This window comes from Lysobacter xanthus (assembly GCF_047159895.1).
The window spans coordinates 1-16031 of sequence record NZ_BAAGAB020000061.1 but is presented as its reverse complement, the minus strand read 5'-3'; the positions used below and the strand labels follow the sequence as shown (position 1 = coordinate 16031).

General features: G+C 70.6%; 16 protein-coding genes and 2 pseudogenes. 11 read left to right on the top strand and 7 right to left on the bottom strand.

Features of this window, described 5'->3' with window-relative positions:
• Positions 1-746: signal recognition particle receptor subunit alpha (locus tag ACY35P_RS12605; RefSeq protein ID WP_462116184.1), on the bottom strand; the 746-nt coding region annotated here is incomplete at its 3' end.
• A gap of 63 nt (positions 747-809) precedes the next feature.
• On the opposite strand from ACY35P_RS12605, the gene rsmD reads away from it, so the two are divergent.
• From rsmD to ACY35P_RS12580, 5 genes and pseudogenes are all read left to right on the top strand, one after another.
• A complete protein-coding gene (gene rsmD / locus ACY35P_RS12600) occupies positions 810-1439 on the top strand; it encodes a 16S rRNA (guanine(966)-N(2))-methyltransferase RsmD (protein WP_462116183.1) in 630 nt (209 codons plus the stop codon).
• Positions 1436-1933: a pantetheine-phosphate adenylyltransferase gene (coaD, locus tag ACY35P_RS12595; protein ID WP_462116182.1), complete on the top strand. Its 498-nt coding sequence runs from the start codon at positions 1436-1438 to the stop codon at positions 1931-1933. Before rsmD ends, coaD begins: the two co-directional genes overlap by 4 nt.
• Positions 1934-1954: 21 nt before the next feature.
• Positions 1955-2449 (top strand): hypothetical protein, encoded by a 495-nt coding sequence (locus ACY35P_RS12590; protein ID WP_462116181.1) that lies wholly within the window; start codon positions 1955-1957, stop codon positions 2447-2449.
• Positions 2450-2613: 164 nt separating this feature from the next.
• Positions 2614-2877, top strand: a complete 264-nt coding sequence (locus ACY35P_RS12585) for a YfhL family 4Fe-4S dicluster ferredoxin (RefSeq protein WP_462116180.1) — start codon at positions 2614-2616, stop codon at positions 2875-2877.
• Positions 2877-3509: pseudogene (locus ACY35P_RS12580) on the top strand (gamma-glutamyltransferase); the annotation flags it as partial. The gene ACY35P_RS12585 and the pseudogene ACY35P_RS12580, both read left to right, overlap by 1 nt.
• Here the strand turns inward: ACY35P_RS12580 and ACY35P_RS12575 are convergent.
• Positions 3510-4268, bottom strand: a pseudogene (locus ACY35P_RS12575) (class I SAM-dependent methyltransferase); the annotation flags it as partial. It abuts the pseudogene before it with no gap.
• Positions 4269-4363: 95 nt separating this feature from the next.
• Between ACY35P_RS12575 and ACY35P_RS12570 the strand changes: the two are divergent.
• Positions 4364-5287, top strand: coding sequence for a M14 family metallopeptidase (locus ACY35P_RS12570; protein ID WP_462116179.1), 924 nt, complete (start codon positions 4364-4366; stop codon positions 5285-5287).
• Between the two features lie 3 nt (positions 5288-5290).
• Here the strand turns inward: ACY35P_RS12570 and ACY35P_RS12565 are convergent, their stop codons facing one another.
• Complete coding sequence (locus tag ACY35P_RS12565) at positions 5291-5947, bottom strand: Rossmann-fold NAD(P)-binding domain-containing protein (RefSeq protein ID WP_462116178.1); 657 nt, start codon at positions 5945-5947, stop codon at positions 5291-5293.
• Positions 5948-6046: 99 nt separating this feature from the next.
• On the opposite strand from ACY35P_RS12565, the gene ACY35P_RS12560 reads away from it, so the two are divergent.
• The 3 genes from ACY35P_RS12560 to ACY35P_RS12550 all read left to right on the top strand — a co-directional run bounded on the left by ACY35P_RS12560 (position 6047) and on the right by ACY35P_RS12550 (position 10289).
• Positions 6047-7669: a POT-type proton-dependent oligopeptide transporter gene (locus ACY35P_RS12560; RefSeq protein ID WP_462116177.1), complete on the top strand. Its 1623-nt coding sequence runs from the start codon at positions 6047-6049 to the stop codon at positions 7667-7669.
• 75 nt (positions 7670-7744) lie between these two features.
• Positions 7745-8011 carry a glutaredoxin domain-containing protein gene (locus ACY35P_RS12555; RefSeq protein ID WP_462116176.1) on the top strand — a complete coding sequence of 89 codons (267 nt, stop codon included), beginning with the start codon at positions 7745-7747 and terminating at the stop codon, positions 8009-8011.
• A gap of 160 nt (positions 8012-8171) precedes the next feature.
• The gene (locus ACY35P_RS12550) at positions 8172-10289 is read left to right on the top strand and encodes a M13 family metallopeptidase (RefSeq protein ID WP_462116175.1); all 2118 of its coding nucleotides are present in this window, start codon (positions 8172-8174) and stop codon (positions 10287-10289) included.
• Positions 10290-10357: 68 nt separating this feature from the next.
• On the opposite strand, the gene ACY35P_RS12545 is transcribed toward ACY35P_RS12550, so the two are convergent.
• Together ACY35P_RS12545 and ACY35P_RS12540 are read right to left on the bottom strand one after the other, a co-directional pair.
• The gene (locus tag ACY35P_RS12545) at positions 10358-11407 is read right to left on the bottom strand and encodes an NAD(P)-dependent alcohol dehydrogenase (RefSeq protein WP_462116174.1); all 1050 of its coding nucleotides are present in this window, start codon (positions 11405-11407) and stop codon (positions 10358-10360) included.
• Positions 11408-11493: 86 nt separating this feature from the next.
• The gene (locus ACY35P_RS12540; protein WP_462116173.1) at positions 11494-12666 is read right to left on the bottom strand and encodes a zinc-dependent alcohol dehydrogenase; all 1173 of its coding nucleotides are present in this window, start codon (positions 12664-12666) and stop codon (positions 11494-11496) included.
• 114 nt (positions 12667-12780) lie between these two features.
• On the opposite strand from ACY35P_RS12540, the gene ACY35P_RS12535 reads away from it, so the two are divergent.
• Positions 12781-13116 carry a zinc ribbon domain-containing protein YjdM gene (locus tag ACY35P_RS12535; protein WP_462116172.1) on the top strand — a complete coding sequence of 112 codons (336 nt, stop codon included), beginning with the start codon at positions 12781-12783 and terminating at the stop codon, positions 13114-13116.
• Between the two features lie 7 nt (positions 13117-13123).
• Here the strand turns inward: ACY35P_RS12535 and ACY35P_RS12530 are convergent, their stop codons facing one another.
• Positions 13124-13423 carry a hypothetical protein gene (locus ACY35P_RS12530; protein ID WP_462116171.1) on the bottom strand — a complete coding sequence of 100 codons (300 nt, stop codon included), beginning with the start codon at positions 13421-13423 and terminating at the stop codon, positions 13124-13126.
• A 163-nt stretch (positions 13424-13586) separates the two neighbouring features.
• On the opposite strand from ACY35P_RS12530, the gene ACY35P_RS12525 reads away from it, so the two are divergent.
• The gene (locus tag ACY35P_RS12525; RefSeq protein WP_462116170.1) at positions 13587-15551 is read left to right on the top strand and encodes a CocE/NonD family hydrolase; all 1965 of its coding nucleotides are present in this window, start codon (positions 13587-13589) and stop codon (positions 15549-15551) included.
• 36 nt (positions 15552-15587) lie between these two features.
• On the opposite strand, the gene ACY35P_RS12520 is transcribed toward ACY35P_RS12525, so the two are convergent.
• A partial coding sequence (locus ACY35P_RS12520; RefSeq protein WP_462116169.1) for an oxidoreductase occupies positions 15588-16031 on the bottom strand: 444 nt, incomplete at its 5' end.

The following is a 16031-nucleotide window of genomic DNA, read 5'->3' as shown; positions in this document are numbered from 1 at the left end:
GCTGATCGACGAGGCTCCAGAGCCTCACGCGGCAAGCTTGAAGCCTCACCGCCGAGGCTCGAAGCCTCATCCACCAGCGCGCGGTCGATGACCAGGGGCTTCGCGACCGGCTCGAGGATCGCCAGCAGGTCGGCACGCAGCGCCGTGAGCAGCGCCTGCGCATCGGCGAATTCGCGCGCCTTCATGCGGCGGCGCAGGCGTTCCACCAGCTCGGTCGTCGCGGTGACGCCGACGTCGGCGGTGATGAGCGCCGTCTCGATCTCGTCGAGCAGGTCGTCGTCGAGCTTCGGGTTGCGCGAGAAGAGTCCGCCGAGCGAGCGGGTGATGGCATTGCCACGCAGGCGGTCGAGCCAGCCCCGCCTGCCGGGCGCCGCGGCAGGGACGGTCGGGCTCGCGCCGGGAACGTCGGCCTCGTCCTGCACCGGCATCGACGCAACGGGCTCGGCCGCCGGTTCGACGAACGGCGCTTCCAAGGCTTCGACCGCCGCTCCGCGGTCGAGGTCCGCCGTCGGGGTGTCGAGCACGCCGATGTCCGCCGTCAATTCGGCCACCGTCGCGGAAGCCCGATCGTTCACGGCCGTGTCGGGCATCGCCGGAATCGCGTCGGCGACCGGCTGCGTGTCGTCCGCCGACGCCTGCTCGGCATCCGGTTCCGGCATCGGCGCCCCGAAGGCCGCGGCGATCTCCTCGGGCGACATGCGCCGTTCGGTATCGTCGGGCTTCTTGCGGCGCAGGAAACTCAGCATCGGCGGCGTCGGAATAGGGGAAAATGTGCGCGACATGCTAGCACCGGCCCTCCCGAGCTCCCGATGAACACACCGACCGGCAAGATCCGGCTCATCGCGGGCCGATGGCGTGGCACGCGGCTCGACGTGCCTGCCGTCGCGGGCCTGCGCCCGACCGCGGACCGCGTGCGCGAAACCGTCTTCAACTGGCTGATGCCCGAACTGCCGGGCGCCGCCGTGCTCGATCTGTTCGCAGGCACCGGCGCGCTCGGGCTGGAAGCCCTGTCGCGCGGCGCAGCCGCGGCGGTGCTGATCGAACGCGACCCGAAGCTCGCCGCGGCACTGCGCGGCACACTCGGGCGGCTGGAAGGCGGCGGCCGCGGCGAGGTCGTGCAGGGCGACGCGCTCGCCTGGCTGCGCGCCTCGCAGGGCATGTTCGACGTCGCGTTCGTGGACCCGCCGTTCGCGGGTGCGCTGTGGCCGCAGGTCTGGCCCGTGCTCGCGCCTCGGCTGCGGCCGGGTGCGCTGGTCCACGTCGAGTCGCCGCTCGCGGTCGATCCGGCCCCGCCCGAGCGCTGGAGCGTCCATCGCGAGGGGCGCACCCGCGAGGTGCGCTACGCGCTGCTGCGCACCCCGGCGACCGCGCCGCCCACTGCTACACTCGGAACCGCACCGGCGGCCGGGGGGCCGTCGTCCCGATACGAGAGTCCATGACCGCGGCCCGTCACCGCACTGCCGTCTATCCCGGTACGTTCGATCCGATCACCAACGGCCACCTCGACCTCGTCGACCGGGCGGCGCCGCTGTTCGATCGGCTGGTGATCGGCGTGGCGGAGAGCCCGTCGAAGGGCCCGGCGATGCCGCTCGAGCTGCGCGTGCAGCTGGCCCGTGACGCGCTGTCGCACCGTGCCAACGTCGAGGTCCGCGGCTTCAATTCGCTGCTGGCGAACTTCGTCCGCGAGGTCGGCGGCGGCGTGCTGCTGCGCGGCCTGCGGGCCGTGTCCGACTTCGAATACGAATTCCAGCTGGCGAGCATGAACCGCCACCTGATCCCCGAGGCCGAGACGTTGTTCCTGACGCCGGCCGAGCAGTTCGGTTTCATTTCTTCATCGCTGGTACGCGAGATCGCCCGCCTCGGCGGGGACGTCTCGGGCTTCGTGCCGCCGGCGGTGGCCTCCGCGCTGCAGGCCCATTGGCGGCGCACCTGACGTCCAACCCCGAGGAATCGCATGAAGACCACCACCCGCCTGATGCTGCTCGCCGCGCTCGCCCTGCCGGTCCTGGCGGCGTGCAAGAAGGAAGAGGCCCCCGTCGCGAAGGTCGAGAAGGCCGCCGTGGCCAAGCCGGCCAACACCACCGACGAGAACGCCTGGAACGCCTACATTTCCGACCAGGTGACCCGCCATGTCGACGGTGCGACGAGCACCATCGCGTACACGCTGCCGCTGCCCGGGTCCGAGGACTTCGACGGTTCGTTCCAGCGTGCGGTCGACAAGGCCAAGGAAGACGTCGCCCGCGGTGGCGTTGAAGGCACCCTGATGGCATTCGGCTCGGCGAGTTCGGCCAAGACCGCGGACATGATCATCGGCGCGTTCCAGGGCGTGGGCACGGACACGATGAAGGGCGTGCGCGTGCTGTTCATCGGCGACGCCGCGGACCGCGACCGAGCGGAAGCGGCCGTCAAGCCGTCGGGCGCCAAGTTCGAGTTCGTCGAAGCCAAGTAACCCGCCGGGCGGAGCGCGGCCCATTTCGACGGCCGGCCTGGTGCCGGCCGTCGTCGTGTCCGGACTCCGGCGTTCCATTCGTGGCCCCGGCGCGTGCGCGCCGCGTCAGCCCGCGTGCGGGTGGTGGGTGAGACAATGGCCCCGATTCCCCGACGCGTGCCGCGATGTCCCTCCGGATCAACGACCTCTGCGTGAACTGCGACGTCTGCGAGCCCGCCTGTCCCAATCAGGCGATCTCGCAGGGCGAAGTGATCTACGTCATCGATCCGGCGCGCTGCACCGAATGCGTCGGCCATTTCGACGAGCCGCAGTGCGTCGTCGTCTGCCCGGTCGAATGCATCGACCCCGACCCCGTCCATCCCGAATCCCGGGAAGCGCTGCTCGCCAAGGCCATTGCGCTGGCAGGCGGCCCGCTGGAGCACGCCTGATGCGCCCCGTTCTGCATGCCGTCTCGGTTGCCGTCCTCTCGCTGGTCGCGGCGTTTCCCGTCGCGGCCAGGCCACCGATGGCGAAGCCGGCGGTCGCGTCGGCCCGTCCGCCGGGCGCGGCGATCGCGAGCGCGCATGGACTGGCCACCGAGGCCGGCCTGCAGATGCTGCGGCAGGGCGGCAATTCCTTCGACGCGGCGGTCGCCGTGTCCGGCGTGCTGTCGGTCGTCGAGCCGGTGAGCTCGGGCATCGGCGGCGGCGGCTTCTTCCTGCTGCACGACGCCAGAACGGGGCGCGACGTCTTCGTCGACGCTCGCGAAGTGGCCCCCGCCGCGGCGACGCCCGCCGCGTTCCTGGACGCGAAGGGCGACCTCGACCGCGACCGCGCGCAGAACGGCCCGTGGTCTGCCGGCATTCCCGGCCTGCCTGCCGCGCTGGTGCACATCGCCGGCCGCTACGGGAAGCTGCCCCTCGCGACCTCGCTCGCGCCCGCGATCCGCATCGCGCGCGAAGGCTTTCCGGTCTATGCGCGCCTGGAGAAGGGCTACGCGAGCCGGCGCACCGTGATGGAGCGCTATCGCGGCACGCGCGAAGTCTTCCTCGCCGACGGCGATCCGCCGAAGGAAGGCGAGCACGTCGCGGCCGCTGGTCAGCCGGTTCGGCGAGCCGGTGTAGTGGAAGAGCCGGCCGCCCCGTCGCAGCACGCGCGCGAGCTGCTCGTAGAAGGCTCTCGAATAGAGTTCGCCGGCGATGCCGAAGCGCGGCGGATCGTGCAGCAGTGCGTCGAATGCGGCGTCCGGGAGGCCTTCGATGGCCTGCGAGACGTCGCCTTCGCGCAGCTCCAGTCGCCCGCCGCTGGACGATGCGCCGGGGTCCGGGGACCACGGATTGAGCGTGCGCAGCCAGAGCACGTCCGGATTCTTCTCGAAGGACAGGATCCGTGCCGCGCCGGCCTCGAGGCAGCAGGCGGCGAAATAGCCGAGCCCGCCGCAGGTGTCGAGCACGGCGCGGCCCTGCGGCGCGACGAGCGCGACCTTGCGTCGCGCGTCCTCCAGCGGCGAGGCCTGGGCGGTCGGCAGCATCTTGATGCCGTCGATCTCGAACGTCGGCGGGCCCCAGTCGGTCGGGACGAGCTTGATGAGCGAGCCGGCATATCGCGAGACGGCCTCGAAGTCGTCGCCATCCCACCAGTACACCGTGCGGTCCTTGAGGCGGTCGGCGTACGGGTAGGTGGTGCCGCGCCACGTCCAGCCGGTCGGGCCGGTCGCGGCCTCGGTGGAGGAGCGGCCGAGGTCGAGCGAGCCCGTCCAGGTCGGCGTGCCGGCGTCGCGTGCGGCGGCGAGCGCCGTGGCGACGGGGCGGGTGAGCAGGGGTCCGGTGTAATGCGCCATGCGCGCACTTTACGGGGCGCACGCGCGGAACCACCCCGCGACGCGGCATGGGCACTGCGGCCACAATGCGGCTCCACGTCCCGACGAGCCCTGCGATGACCCAGCCGCCCGCCTTCCATCCGATCGGCACGCCCGGCCAGCCCTGGGGCGAGGCGGAGCGCGAAGCCTGGCGCTCGAGCCTGGTGCGGCGTCGCGCGTACGCGGACGACGTGCTCGCGGCCGTCGACCGGCTGCGCGACCGGGCCGACGTCGTCGAGTACGGTCGCATGGAGCACGACGGCGTCGCCTATCCGCTGTTCGCCCTGCGCAGTCGCGATTGGAGCCCGTCGCGCCCGCTCGCGCTGGTGACGGGCGGCGTGCACGGGTACGAGACCAGTGGCGTGCACGGCGCGCTGCAGTTCGCCGAGCGGCACCTGGGCGATTACGCCGGCCGCCTCGACGTGCTCGTCGTGCCCTGCGTGAGCCCGTGGGCGTACGAACGCATCCATCGCTGGAACCGCGACGCGATCGACCCCAACCGGTCGTTCGCGGGGGAAGGTGCCTGTGCCGAGTCCGCCGCGCTGCTGCGCCTTGTGGCGCCGCTGCGTGAGCGGGTGCTGGTGCACATCGACCTGCACGAGACGACCGACAGCGACGAGAGCGAATTCCGTCCGGCGCTGGCCGCACGCGACGGCAAGGCCTACGAGCCCGAAGGCATTCCGGACGGGTTTTACGTGGTGGGCGACACCGAGAATCCGCAGCCGGCGTTCCAGCAGGCGATCATCGAAGCGGTCGCGCAGGTCACGCACATCGCGCCGCCGGACGACAAGGGCGAGATCATCGGCTCGCCGGTGGTTTCGCCGGGCGTCATCGAATATCCGCTGCGTGCGCTCGGCCTGTGCGCCGGCATCACGCCGGCGCGGTTCACGTCGACCACCGAGGTCTATCCCGACAGCCCGCGCGCGACGCCGGCGCAGTGCAACGAGGCGCAGGTCGCCGCGGTGCTCGCGGCCCTGGAGTTCGCGCTCGCGAACCGCTGAGCGTCAGCCCGAGGCGGCGCCGAGCCGGTTGAGGTCGGCGTTTTCCAGCACGGCGGGCGGGGCCGGCTCGCGCAAGGCGGCCAGCATCGCGCGGCCGACGTGCGTCGTGGTGGTCATGAGACGGGGCAGGGCGCGCGTGGCGAGGCCGAGCAACGGGCCGCCGATCGTGTAGCCGACCGAGCGCAGCCCGTGCGGCGAGCGCACGCCATCGACCGGCTGCACGATGCCCGGCCGCACCATCAGCGTGCGCAGCCCCAGCGTCTGCAGCACGGCCTCGGCCTGGCCTTTCACCTTGAGCGGCATCAGCGCGCTCGAGGGATCGGCTCCGGCGCCGGACACGTAGACGAACGTCCCACCCGGGTTCGCCTCCGCGAAGACGCGGGCGATGTGCACCGTGAGATCGACGGTGACCTCGCGGAAGGCAGCGGCCGACAGACCGGGCACGGTGCCGATGCAGTACAGGCAGGCGTCGAGCCCCTGCAGATCCGACGCCGGGACCTCACGCAGGTCGGGTCGCACGACCTGCTCGATGCGCGGGTCGTCGATGTCCACGCGCCGGCGCCCGAGCAGCACGATCCGCTCCACGTCGGGCGCCGCGCGGCACGCGGCGAGCACGCCCTGTCCGACCAGGCCGGTCGCGCCGGCGATGAGGATGCGCATGGGTCACTCCGTTGCGGGTCGACGCGAGCATAGCCGTGCCGCGGTCGAGCCGGTCGCGAAGCCGGGTTAGGCTTGGCCGATCGACACGAGGCCAACCGAATGACCGCGACCGCCGACGCCGCCCGCCTGCCCCGCCAGGTGCCCTACATCATCGGCAACGAAACCTGCGAACGCTTCAGCTTCTACGGGATGCGCAACATCCTGACGCCGTTCCTGGTGTCGACGCTGCTGATGTACGCGCCGGAAGCCGAGCGCGCGGGCATCGCGAAAGAGGTCTTCCACAGCTTCGTGATCGGCGTGTACTTCTTTCCGCTGCTGGGTGGGTGGCTGTCGGACCGCTTCTTCGGCAAGTACAACACCGTGCTGTGGTTCTCGCTGGTCTACTGCATCGGCCACGCGATGCTCGCCTTCTTCGAGGATCACCGGACCGGCTTCTACGCCGGCCTGTTCCTGATCGCATTGGGCTCGGGCGGCATCAAGCCGCTGGTCGTCTCGTTCGTCGGCGACCAGTTCACGCAGGCGAACAAGCACCTCGCGAAGGTGGTCTTCGACGCGTTCTACTGGACGATCAACTTCGGCAGCTTCTTCGCGTCGCTGCTGATGCCGATCTTCCTGCGCGAATACGGGCCGGCGGTGGCGTTCGGCATTCCGGGCATCCTGATGGGGATCGCCACGCTCATCTTCTGGCTCGGCCGGCGCGACTACGTGCGCGTGCCGCCCACGCGGGGCGAGGACCCGCATTCGTTCTTCAACGTGGCGCGCGATGCGCTCACCGCGCAGGCGCCGGGGCAGGGGCGTCCCGGCCTGGCGGTCTCGCGCGCCGGTGCCGTCCTGGCCGTCGCGATGCTCGCCTGCTGGGCGATCGAAGCCGGAGTCGGCGAGGGCACGCTCGGCTTCTGGCCGAAGGACGCCGGCTTCGTCATCACCGCCTGCCTCGCGCTCGGCGTGCTGATCGCCACGGGCGGTATCGGCACGTCGCTGCAGCTCGAGCGTGCACGCGGCCGGCACCCGGATGCGGCGGTCGACAGCGTTCGCGCAGTGCTGCGCATCATCATCGTCTTCGCGTTGACGACGCCGTTCTGGTCGTTGTTCGACCAGAAGGCGAGCACGTGGGTGCTGCAGGGCGCCGAGATGCGCGTGCCGCACGAGGCGTGGTGGTGGCCGAGCTTCCTGGTCAAGGAGGCCGCGCAGATGCAGGCGCTCAATCCGTTGCTGGTCATGCTGCTCATTCCGTTCAACAACGTGGTGCTGTTCCCCGCGTTGCGCCGCATGGGCTTCGAGGTCACCGCGCTGCGGCGCATGGGCTGGGGCATCGCGCTCTCGGGCGTGGCGTGGATCGTCGCCGGCCTGATCCAGCTCAACCTCGACGGCGGTGCCGAAACCTCGCTCGCCTGGCAGGCGCTGCCCTACGTCCTGCTGACGCTCGGCGAGGTGCTGGTCTCGGCGACCGCGCTCGAATTCGCCTACAGCCAGGCCACGCAGGCGATGAAGGGCGTGATCATGGCCTTCTGGTACCTCGCGAGCACGTTCGGCAGCCTGTGGGTGCTGCTGACGAACGCGGCGGTGCGCAACGACACCGTCACCGGGCACATCGCCACCACCGGCCTCAGCGAGAACGCGTTCCTGATGTTCTTCTTCGCCGGCTTCGCCTTCCTCGCGGCGGCGGCGTTCGCCCTGTACGCGAGGCGCTACCCGGTGCAGGACCACTACCGCGCGGCGTAGCCGGCTGCGGCCGCTGTGATCCCGCCGTCGCACGGCGGCCGCGAGCATGACGGGCTTTCCGATGCGGAGCCCGCCATGCCTACCGACCCGAGCACCTCGTCCCGCCAGGCCACCCTGTACCGCATGGTCCTGCCCGACCACGTCTGCCCGTTCGGCCTTCGCGCCCTCGACCTGCTCGAGTCCGAAGGCTTCGACGTCGACGATCGGCCGCTGCGCTCGCGCGAGGAGACCGAAGCCTTCAAGCAGGAGCACGGCCTCCGCACGACCCCGCTGGTCTTCGTCGGCGAGGAGAAGGTCGGCGGCGCCGACGACCTGGAGCGCTGGCTCGCCAGCCGCCAGTGACCCCGCGCCGGCCCGCCTTGCGCGCGCCGGTCGCCAACGCTGACCGGTTCGGGATCGGCGTCACGGAGCAGTACTTCTGGCCCAGCCGCGGTTGGGTTTGCCCACCGTACTCTCCGGGGTTTCGCGCCATCGCCATGGCGTGTCCAACCGGAGCTCCGCCTTGAAGACCCCGCTTCTCACGCTCGCGGCCGCCGTCGCGCTGGCCCTGGCCGCGCCCGCTTTCGCGCAGGACGACGACCACTGCCTCGACGAGGCCTGCAGCCTGCAGGCCCTGCTGCCCGCCGACACGGCGACCGCCGCCGCGCCCGACGCCATCGCCGCGCCCAAGCTCGGTACCTGGGGCGTCGACCTCGCCGGCATGGACCGCAGCGTCAAGCCCGGCGCCGACTTCTTCGGCTACGTCAACGGCAACTGGGCGAAGACCACCCAGATCCCGGCCGACCGTTCCAGCTACGGCGGCTTTGCCGTGCTGCGCGACCTGTCGGAGGCGCGCGTGCGCAAGCTCGTCGAGGGCTATGGCAGCGACCCGACGAAGGGCGACGACGCCTCGAAGGTCGGCGCGCTATACCGCGGCTTCCTCGACGAGGCCACGATCGAGAAGCTCGGCGCGAAGCCGCTGAAGCCGCGCCTCGACGCGATCCGCGCGGTCAAGGACCGCACGCAGATGGCGGCGCTGATGGGCCGCGCGAACGGCGACTTCGGCCGCAGCCTGTTCGGCATCGGCGTCAGCGACGACGCGCGCGATCCGGATCGCTACGCGCTGTACATGAGCCAGTCCGGCCTCGGGCTCGGCGACCGCGATCTCTACCTCGACGCCAAGTTCGCGCCGCAGCGCGAGCGCTACCAGCAGTACGTGGCGCAGATGCTGAAGCTCGCCGGCTGGGACAAGCCCGCCGAGCACGCTGCCGCCATCATGGCGATGGAGACGAAGATCGCGGACGCGCACTGGACGCGTGGCCAGAGCCGTGACCGCGACAAGACCTACAACCCGGTGAAGATCGCCGAGATCGCGGCCAAGGCGCCGGGCTTCGCATGGGATGCCTACTTCGACGCCGCCGGCGTGCAGAAGGCCGACCGCGTCATCATTCGCCAGGACACCGCGATCCCGAAGATCGCGCAGATCTTCGCGTCGACCGACCTCGACACGCTGAAGGCGTGGGAGGCGTTCCACACCACCGACCAGGCCGCGCCGTTGCTGTCGAAGGCGTTCGCCGACGCGCAGTTCGAGTTCCGCTCGAAGTTCATGAACGGCCAGCCCCAGCAGCGCGAGCGCTGGAAGCGCGCGGTCGGCTTCGCGGAAGGCGCCATGGGCGAGGCGATCGGCCGCGACTACGTGCAGCTCTACTTCCCGGCCGACTCCAAGGCCAAGATGGACGCGCTCGTCGCCAACGTGAAGGAGGCCATGCGCGCGCGCCTGAACCAGCTCGAGTGGATGAGCCCGGCGACCAAGACCGAGGCGCTCGCCAAGCTCGATAACTTCGGCCTGAAGATTGGCTACCCGGACAAGTGGCGCGACTACAGCGGGCTGAAGGTCGTCGCGGGCGACGTCTTCGGCAATGCCGAGCGCGCGCAGCGCTTCCAGTGGGATTACGACCGCGCGCGCATCGGCGGCCCGGTCGACGAGCTCGAGTGGGGCATGACGCCGCAGACGGTCAATGCCTACTACTCGTCGGTGAAGAACGAGATCGTGTTCCCCGCCGCGATCCTGCAGCCGCCGTTCTTCGATCCCGATGCGGACCCGGCCGTGAACTACGGCGCGATCGGCGGCGTGATCGGCCACGAGATCATCCACGGCTTCGACGACCAGGGGCGCAAGTCGGACGGCAAGGGCGTGCTGCGCGACTGGTGGACGAAGGAGGACGCGCAGAAGTTCGAGGTGCAGGCCGCGAAGCTCGGGGCGCAGTACGAGGGCTTCGATTTCCCGACGCTGCCCGGCGTGCACATCAACGGCAAGGCCTCGATGGGCGAGAACATCGGCGACCTCGGCGGCATCACCATCGCGCTGGAGGCCTACCACCGTTCGCTCGGCGGCAAGCCGGCGCCGGTGATCGAAGGCTTCACCGGCGACCAGCGCGTCTTCCTCGGCTGGGGCCAGGTCTGGCGCACGCTGTTCCGCGACGATGCGCTGCGCCAGCAGCTCGTGGGCGACCCGCATTCCCCGGGCCAGATCCGCGCGTTCGCGCCGTTGCGCAACCTCGACGCCTGGTACACCGCCTTCGGCATCACCAAGGCCGACCCGCTGTACATCGCGCCGGAGGACCGCGTCCGCATTTGGTAAGCGGATCGCATGAATGCGAAGGGCCGGTGTCTCGCGACACCGGCCCTTTTTGTGCGGGGCTTCGCCCGTCAGCCCATCGACGCGGCATCGATCACGAAGCGGTACTTCACGTCGCTGCGGAGCATGCGCTCGTAGGCGGCGTCGATGCCGTCGGCGCCGATCATCTCGATGTCCGCCACGATGCCGTGCTCGGCGCAGAAGTCGAGCATCTCCTGCGTCTCGGGGATGCCGCCGATGAGCGAGCCCGCGATCGAGCGTCGACCGAAGATCAGCACGCCGATGTTCGGGCTCGGATGCGGGTCCTCCGGCACGCCGACCAGGCAGAGCGTGCCGTCGCGCTTGAGCAACGACGTAAACGCATCCAGCACGTGGCTCGCGGCCACGGTGTCGAGGATGAAGTCGAAGCTGCGCGCATGCGCGGCCATGGCCTCGGGATCGCGCGAGATGACCACCTCGTCCGCGCCGAGCGCATGCGCGTCCTGGCGCTTGCTCTCGCTCGTGGTGAAGGCGACGACGTGCGCACCCATCGCGTGGGCGAGCTTGATGCCCATGTGGCCGAGCCCGCCGATGCCGACGATGCCCACCTTGGAGCCTGGGCCCACCTTCCAGTGACGCAGCGGCGAATACGTGGTGATGCCGGCGCACAGCAGCGGCGCGACGGCCGCCAGCTGGTCCTGCGGATGGCGGATGCGCAGCACGAAGCGCTGGTCGACCACGATGCGCTGGGAGTAGCCGCCGAGCGTATGCCCGGGCGCGTCGGGCGTCGGCCCGTTGTAGGTGCCCACGAAGCCGTTCTCGCAGTACTGCTCGAGGCCTTCGCCGCAGGCCGCGCAATGCTTGCAGCTGTCGACGAGGCAGCCCACGCCGACCGTGTCGCCGACCGCGAAGCCTTGCACCTCGGCGCCCACCGCGCTGACGTGGCCGACGATCTCGTGACCCGGCACGCACGGATAGAGCGTGCCCGACCACTCCGAACGCACCGTATGCAGGTCGGAATGGCAGACGCCGCAGAAGGCGATGTCGATCTGCACGTCGCGCGGGCCGGGCGCGCGGCGTTCGATGGCGAGGGGGACCAGTGGCTGGTCGGCGGCATGCGCGCCGTAGGCTCGGACCGTCATGGAGAACTCCTGGGGCAGGGGAGGGGAGAGCGTAGGCGCATGCGGGACGCGCGGCGGACCGGCCGTCGCGCCGCTGCGTTCCAGCGTCAGGCGCTGCCGGGGCGCAGCACGACCTTCCGGCAGTCGTCGAGCTTGTCGTTGAACATCGCATAGCCCTGCGCGGCCTGCTCGAGCGGCAGCCGGTGGCTGATGATGATCTCCGGCGACAGCGCCCCTTCGCCGATGCGCTCGAGCAGCGCCGGCATGAACTTCGCGGTGTGCGTCTGTCCCATCTTGAACGTCAGGCCCTTGTCGAAGGCGTCGCCGAACAGGAAGCCGTGGATGAAGCCGGCGTACACGCCGGGGACGCTGACGGTGCCGCCCCGGCGCGTGGCGGCGATGCACTGGCGCAATGCAGTGCCGCGCGCGGTCTCGAGCTTGAACGTCTCCATCAGGCTCTCGATCGGATTGCCCTTGGCTTCGAAACCGATCGCGTCGATCGAGGCATCCGCGCCGCGTCCGGCGGTCAGCTCGACGATGCGCGCGGCCGGGTCGCCGACGTCGTCGAAGTTGATCGGCTCCACCCCGTAGGCCTCGACCGCGAAGCGCAGGCGGTAGTCGTGGTGATCGACCATCAGGATCCGCTCCACGCCCACCATCCGCGCGCAGGCCGCGCTCATCAGGCCGACGGGGCCCGCGCCGTAGATGGCGAGCGTGTCGCCGGGGCCGACGCCGGCGTTGACGACCGCCTGGTAGCCCGTGGGCAGGATGTCGGACAGGAACAGCACCTGTTCGTCGTCGAGCACGTCCGGCAGCTTCAGCGGGCCGACGTTCGCCTTCGGCACGCGCACGTATTCGGCCTGGCCGCCGGATACGCCGCCGTAGAGGTGCGTGTAACCGAACATGGCGGCGCCAGAGGGGATGCCCTTCTTGTTGAAGATCGCGCCGCGGTCGGGATTGGTGGTTTCGCAGGCCGCGAACAGCTCGCGCTCGCAGAAGAAGCAGGCGCCGCAGCTGATGTTGAACGGCACCACGACGCGATCGCCAACGCGAAGGTCGGTGACGCCGCGCCCGGCCGCCTCGACCACGCCCATGAACTCGTGGCCGAGGATGTCGCCGTCCTGCATCGCGGGCAGCTTGCCCCGGTAAATGTGCAGGTCCGAGCCGCAGATCGCGGTCGCGGTGACGCGCAGGACGATGTCATCGTCGGCCTCAATCACGGGATCGGGCACGGACTCGACGCGGACGTCCTTCGCGCCGTGGTAGGTGAGGGCCTTCATGGCGGTCTCCGCGGGGAAAGCGCGAGCTTCGCTCCGCCGCGCTTCAGGCGCCGTGCAAGCGGCCGTGCATTGGCGCGCCGCCTACAATGGCGCCCCGATCCGAGCGGTGCCGCGATGAGTACTCCGACCCCCTGTCCCGCCTGCGGCCTCGACAACACCTATCCCGACGGCGCCTTCCTCGTCTGCGCCGACTGCGGACACGAGTTCGACCCGGCGGCCGCGCCGGTCGCCGGTGACACCGTGCGCGATTCGAACGGCAACGTGCTGCAGGCCGGCGACACGGTCGTGGTGATCAAGGACCTCAAGGTGCGCGGCAGCTCGATCCCCCTGAAGCAGGGCACGGTGATCCGCGGCATCCGCCTGGTCGACGGCGACGTCGAGCACATCGAAGGCCATTCCGACAAGATCAAGGGCCTCGTGCTGAAGACCTGCTTCCTGCGGAAGGCCTGACGCGCGCTCAGCGCGGCGGATCGTCCTTCTTCGCGTCGTCGTCGGTGCCCGAATCCGTGCCGGCCATGCCCGCGCGGCCGGTCAGTACCGATGCGCCGCTCGAGCTCGAGCGCCCGCGCAGGTCGTCGGAGGTGCCGGTCGCCCCGTAGGCACCGATCGCCTTCGCGCCCGCGCGCGAGGCGGCGGCGGAGCCGGTGACCGTATCGGACGCGGGACGCGGCGCGCCGTCGGCGGCCGTGCCGTCCGTGGTGGCGCAGGCGGCCAGGCTGCAGGCGAGCAGCGCGGCGGCGAGGGGATGGAGATGCATGGGCGGCTCCTGGGCGGGCGCGGCTGCGTTCGGCGGCCGCGGGGCGGGACGTCCACGCTAAGGCGGCAGGCATGAGGGCCGGGCGAAGCGTCGCGCGCTGCACTGCCGCATGGCGCGCGGCGGCACGCGTCTATGCTCGCGGCGTCCCTTTCCGAGATCGGCCATGCCCGTCCTGCGTCCCGCCGTCCTGAGTCTTGCCCTCGTGCTCGCCGCCACCGCCCATGCCGCGGACGCACCGCGCGCGAAGTACCCGGCCTTCCCGAGCGAGACGCCTGCGAAGTTCACTCCGGTGGCCACGCGCGACGGCTTCGAGCGTCGCTCGGTGATGGTCCCGATGCGCGACGGCGTACGCCTGCACACGGTCATCCTCGTGCCGAAGGGTGCGAAGCACGCGGGCATGCTGCTGACGCGCACGCCGTACGACGCCGACGCGCTCACCACGCATCGCGCCAGCCCGGACCTCGCGTCCAACCTGCAGGGTTACGACAACGCGACCGACGTGATCGTCGAGGAGGGCTACATCCGCGTGGTGCAGGACGTGCGCGGCAAGTACGGCTCCGAGGGCGACAACGTCATGAACCGCCCGCTGCGCGGCCCCCAGAACCCGACGCCCGTCGACGACGCAACGGACACGTACGACACCATCGACTGGCTGGTGAGGCACGTGCCCGAGTCGAACGGGAAAGTCGCCACGATCGGCATCTCCTACGACGGTTTCGAGCCCTTGATGTCGCTGGTCGATGCGCATCCGGCGCTCAAGGCCGCGGTGCCGATGAATCCGATGGTCGATGGCTGGATGGGCGACGACTGGTTCCACCACGGCGCGTTCCGCCAGACGATGATCCCGTACGTCTACGAACAGGAAGCGAGCCGCAAGAACGAGCACCGGTTCGCGAGCGGCGTGCGCGACGATTACGACTTCTACCTGCGCCACGGCAATGCCGCATCGGTGGGCGAGGCCTTCGGGATGGAGCAGCTCGGCTTCTGGCGCAAGCTGCTCGCGCATCCGGCGTACGACGCGTTCTGGAGCGACCAGGCTGTGGACCGCGCGTTCGCAGCGCGACCGCTGAAGGTGCCGGTGCTGCTCGTGCACAGCCTGTGGGACCAGGAAGACATCTACGGCGCGCCGGCGATGTGGCGGGTGCTGAAGGCAAAGGATCCGGACGGCACGATGGTGCGGCTGGCGATGGGGCCGTGGCACCACGGGCAGTCGATCGGCGACGGGAGCGGCCTCGGCGCGCTGCGCTTCGGCAGCGATACGTCCAGGTGGTTCCGGCAGAACGTGCTCAAGCCCTTCCTAGCGCAACACCTCAAGGACGACGCACCGGTCGCCACGCTGCCGCGGGTGGTCGCGTTCCAGACCGGCACGAACCTCTGGCAGTCGCTGCCTGATTGGCCGCGCGCCTGCGCCGAGGGCTGCGCCTCGAGCGAACGGGCGCTGTACCTGCAGCCGGATCACCGCGTCGGCTTCGACGCGCCGCCGACCGCTGCAAGCTTCGACGAATACGTGAGCGATCCCGCGCATCCCGTGCCGTACCGGCAGCGTCCCAATCTCTCGATGGGCGACGACCACGACGGCTGGAAGCGCTGGCTGGTCGACGACCAGCGCGAGGCCGCGAGCCGGCCCGACGTGCTCACCTACGTGAGCGAGCCGCTCACGGCGCCGCTCGCGATCGCCGGAGCGCCGCGCGTCAACCTCGTCGCATCCACGAGCGGCACCGACAGCGACTGGGTGGTCAAGCTCATCGACGTCTATCCCGACGAGGTGGCGGACAGCCCCGGTCTCGGTGGCTACCAGCTGCCGGTGTCGATGGACGTCATGCGCGGGCGCTACCGCGAGAGCTGGTCGCAGCCGCGCGCCCTCGAGGCCGGCGTGCCGCTGGTCTACCGCTTCGACCTGCCCAACGCGAACCACGTCTTCCTGCCGGGCCACCGCGTGATGGTGCAGGTGCAGTCGAGCTGGTTCCCGTTGTACGACCGCAATCCGCAGACGTACGTCGAGAACATCATGCGCGCGCCGGCGTCCGCGTATCGAACCGCGACGCAGCGCGTCTACCACGCGCCCGGGCAGGCGAGCTTCGTGGCATTGCCCGTCGTGGAGGGCATGGGCGCCGCCGCAGCGCCCTGAATCGAGCGCAGCGGCGTGGATGGTTCGCGACCCGCGTCAGCCCGTCGCGGCGTCGAGCGTCGGATAGTCGACGTAGCCTTCCGCGCCGCCGCCGTAGAACGTCGCGCGATCCGGCGTATTGAGCGGTGCGCCTTCGCGCAGGCGGCGCACGAGGTCGGGATTGGCGATGAAGGCACTGCCGAACGCGACCGCATCGGCACGCCGCTCGCGGACGGCCGTCTCCGCCATCTCGCGGTCGTAGCCGTTGTTGACGATCCACGCGCCGCGGAACTTCGACCGCAGCGCCGCGTAGTCGAACGGCGCCACGTCGCGCGGGCCGCCCGTCGCGCCCTCGATGACGTGGATGAAGGCGATGCCGAGCGCATCCAGACGCTCCACAGCGCGCTCGAACAGCGGCTGCGGTGCGCTGTCGTGCATGTCGTTGGCCGGCGTGACGGGCGCGAGCCGCACGCCGGTGCGGTCCGCGCCGATCTCGCCCAC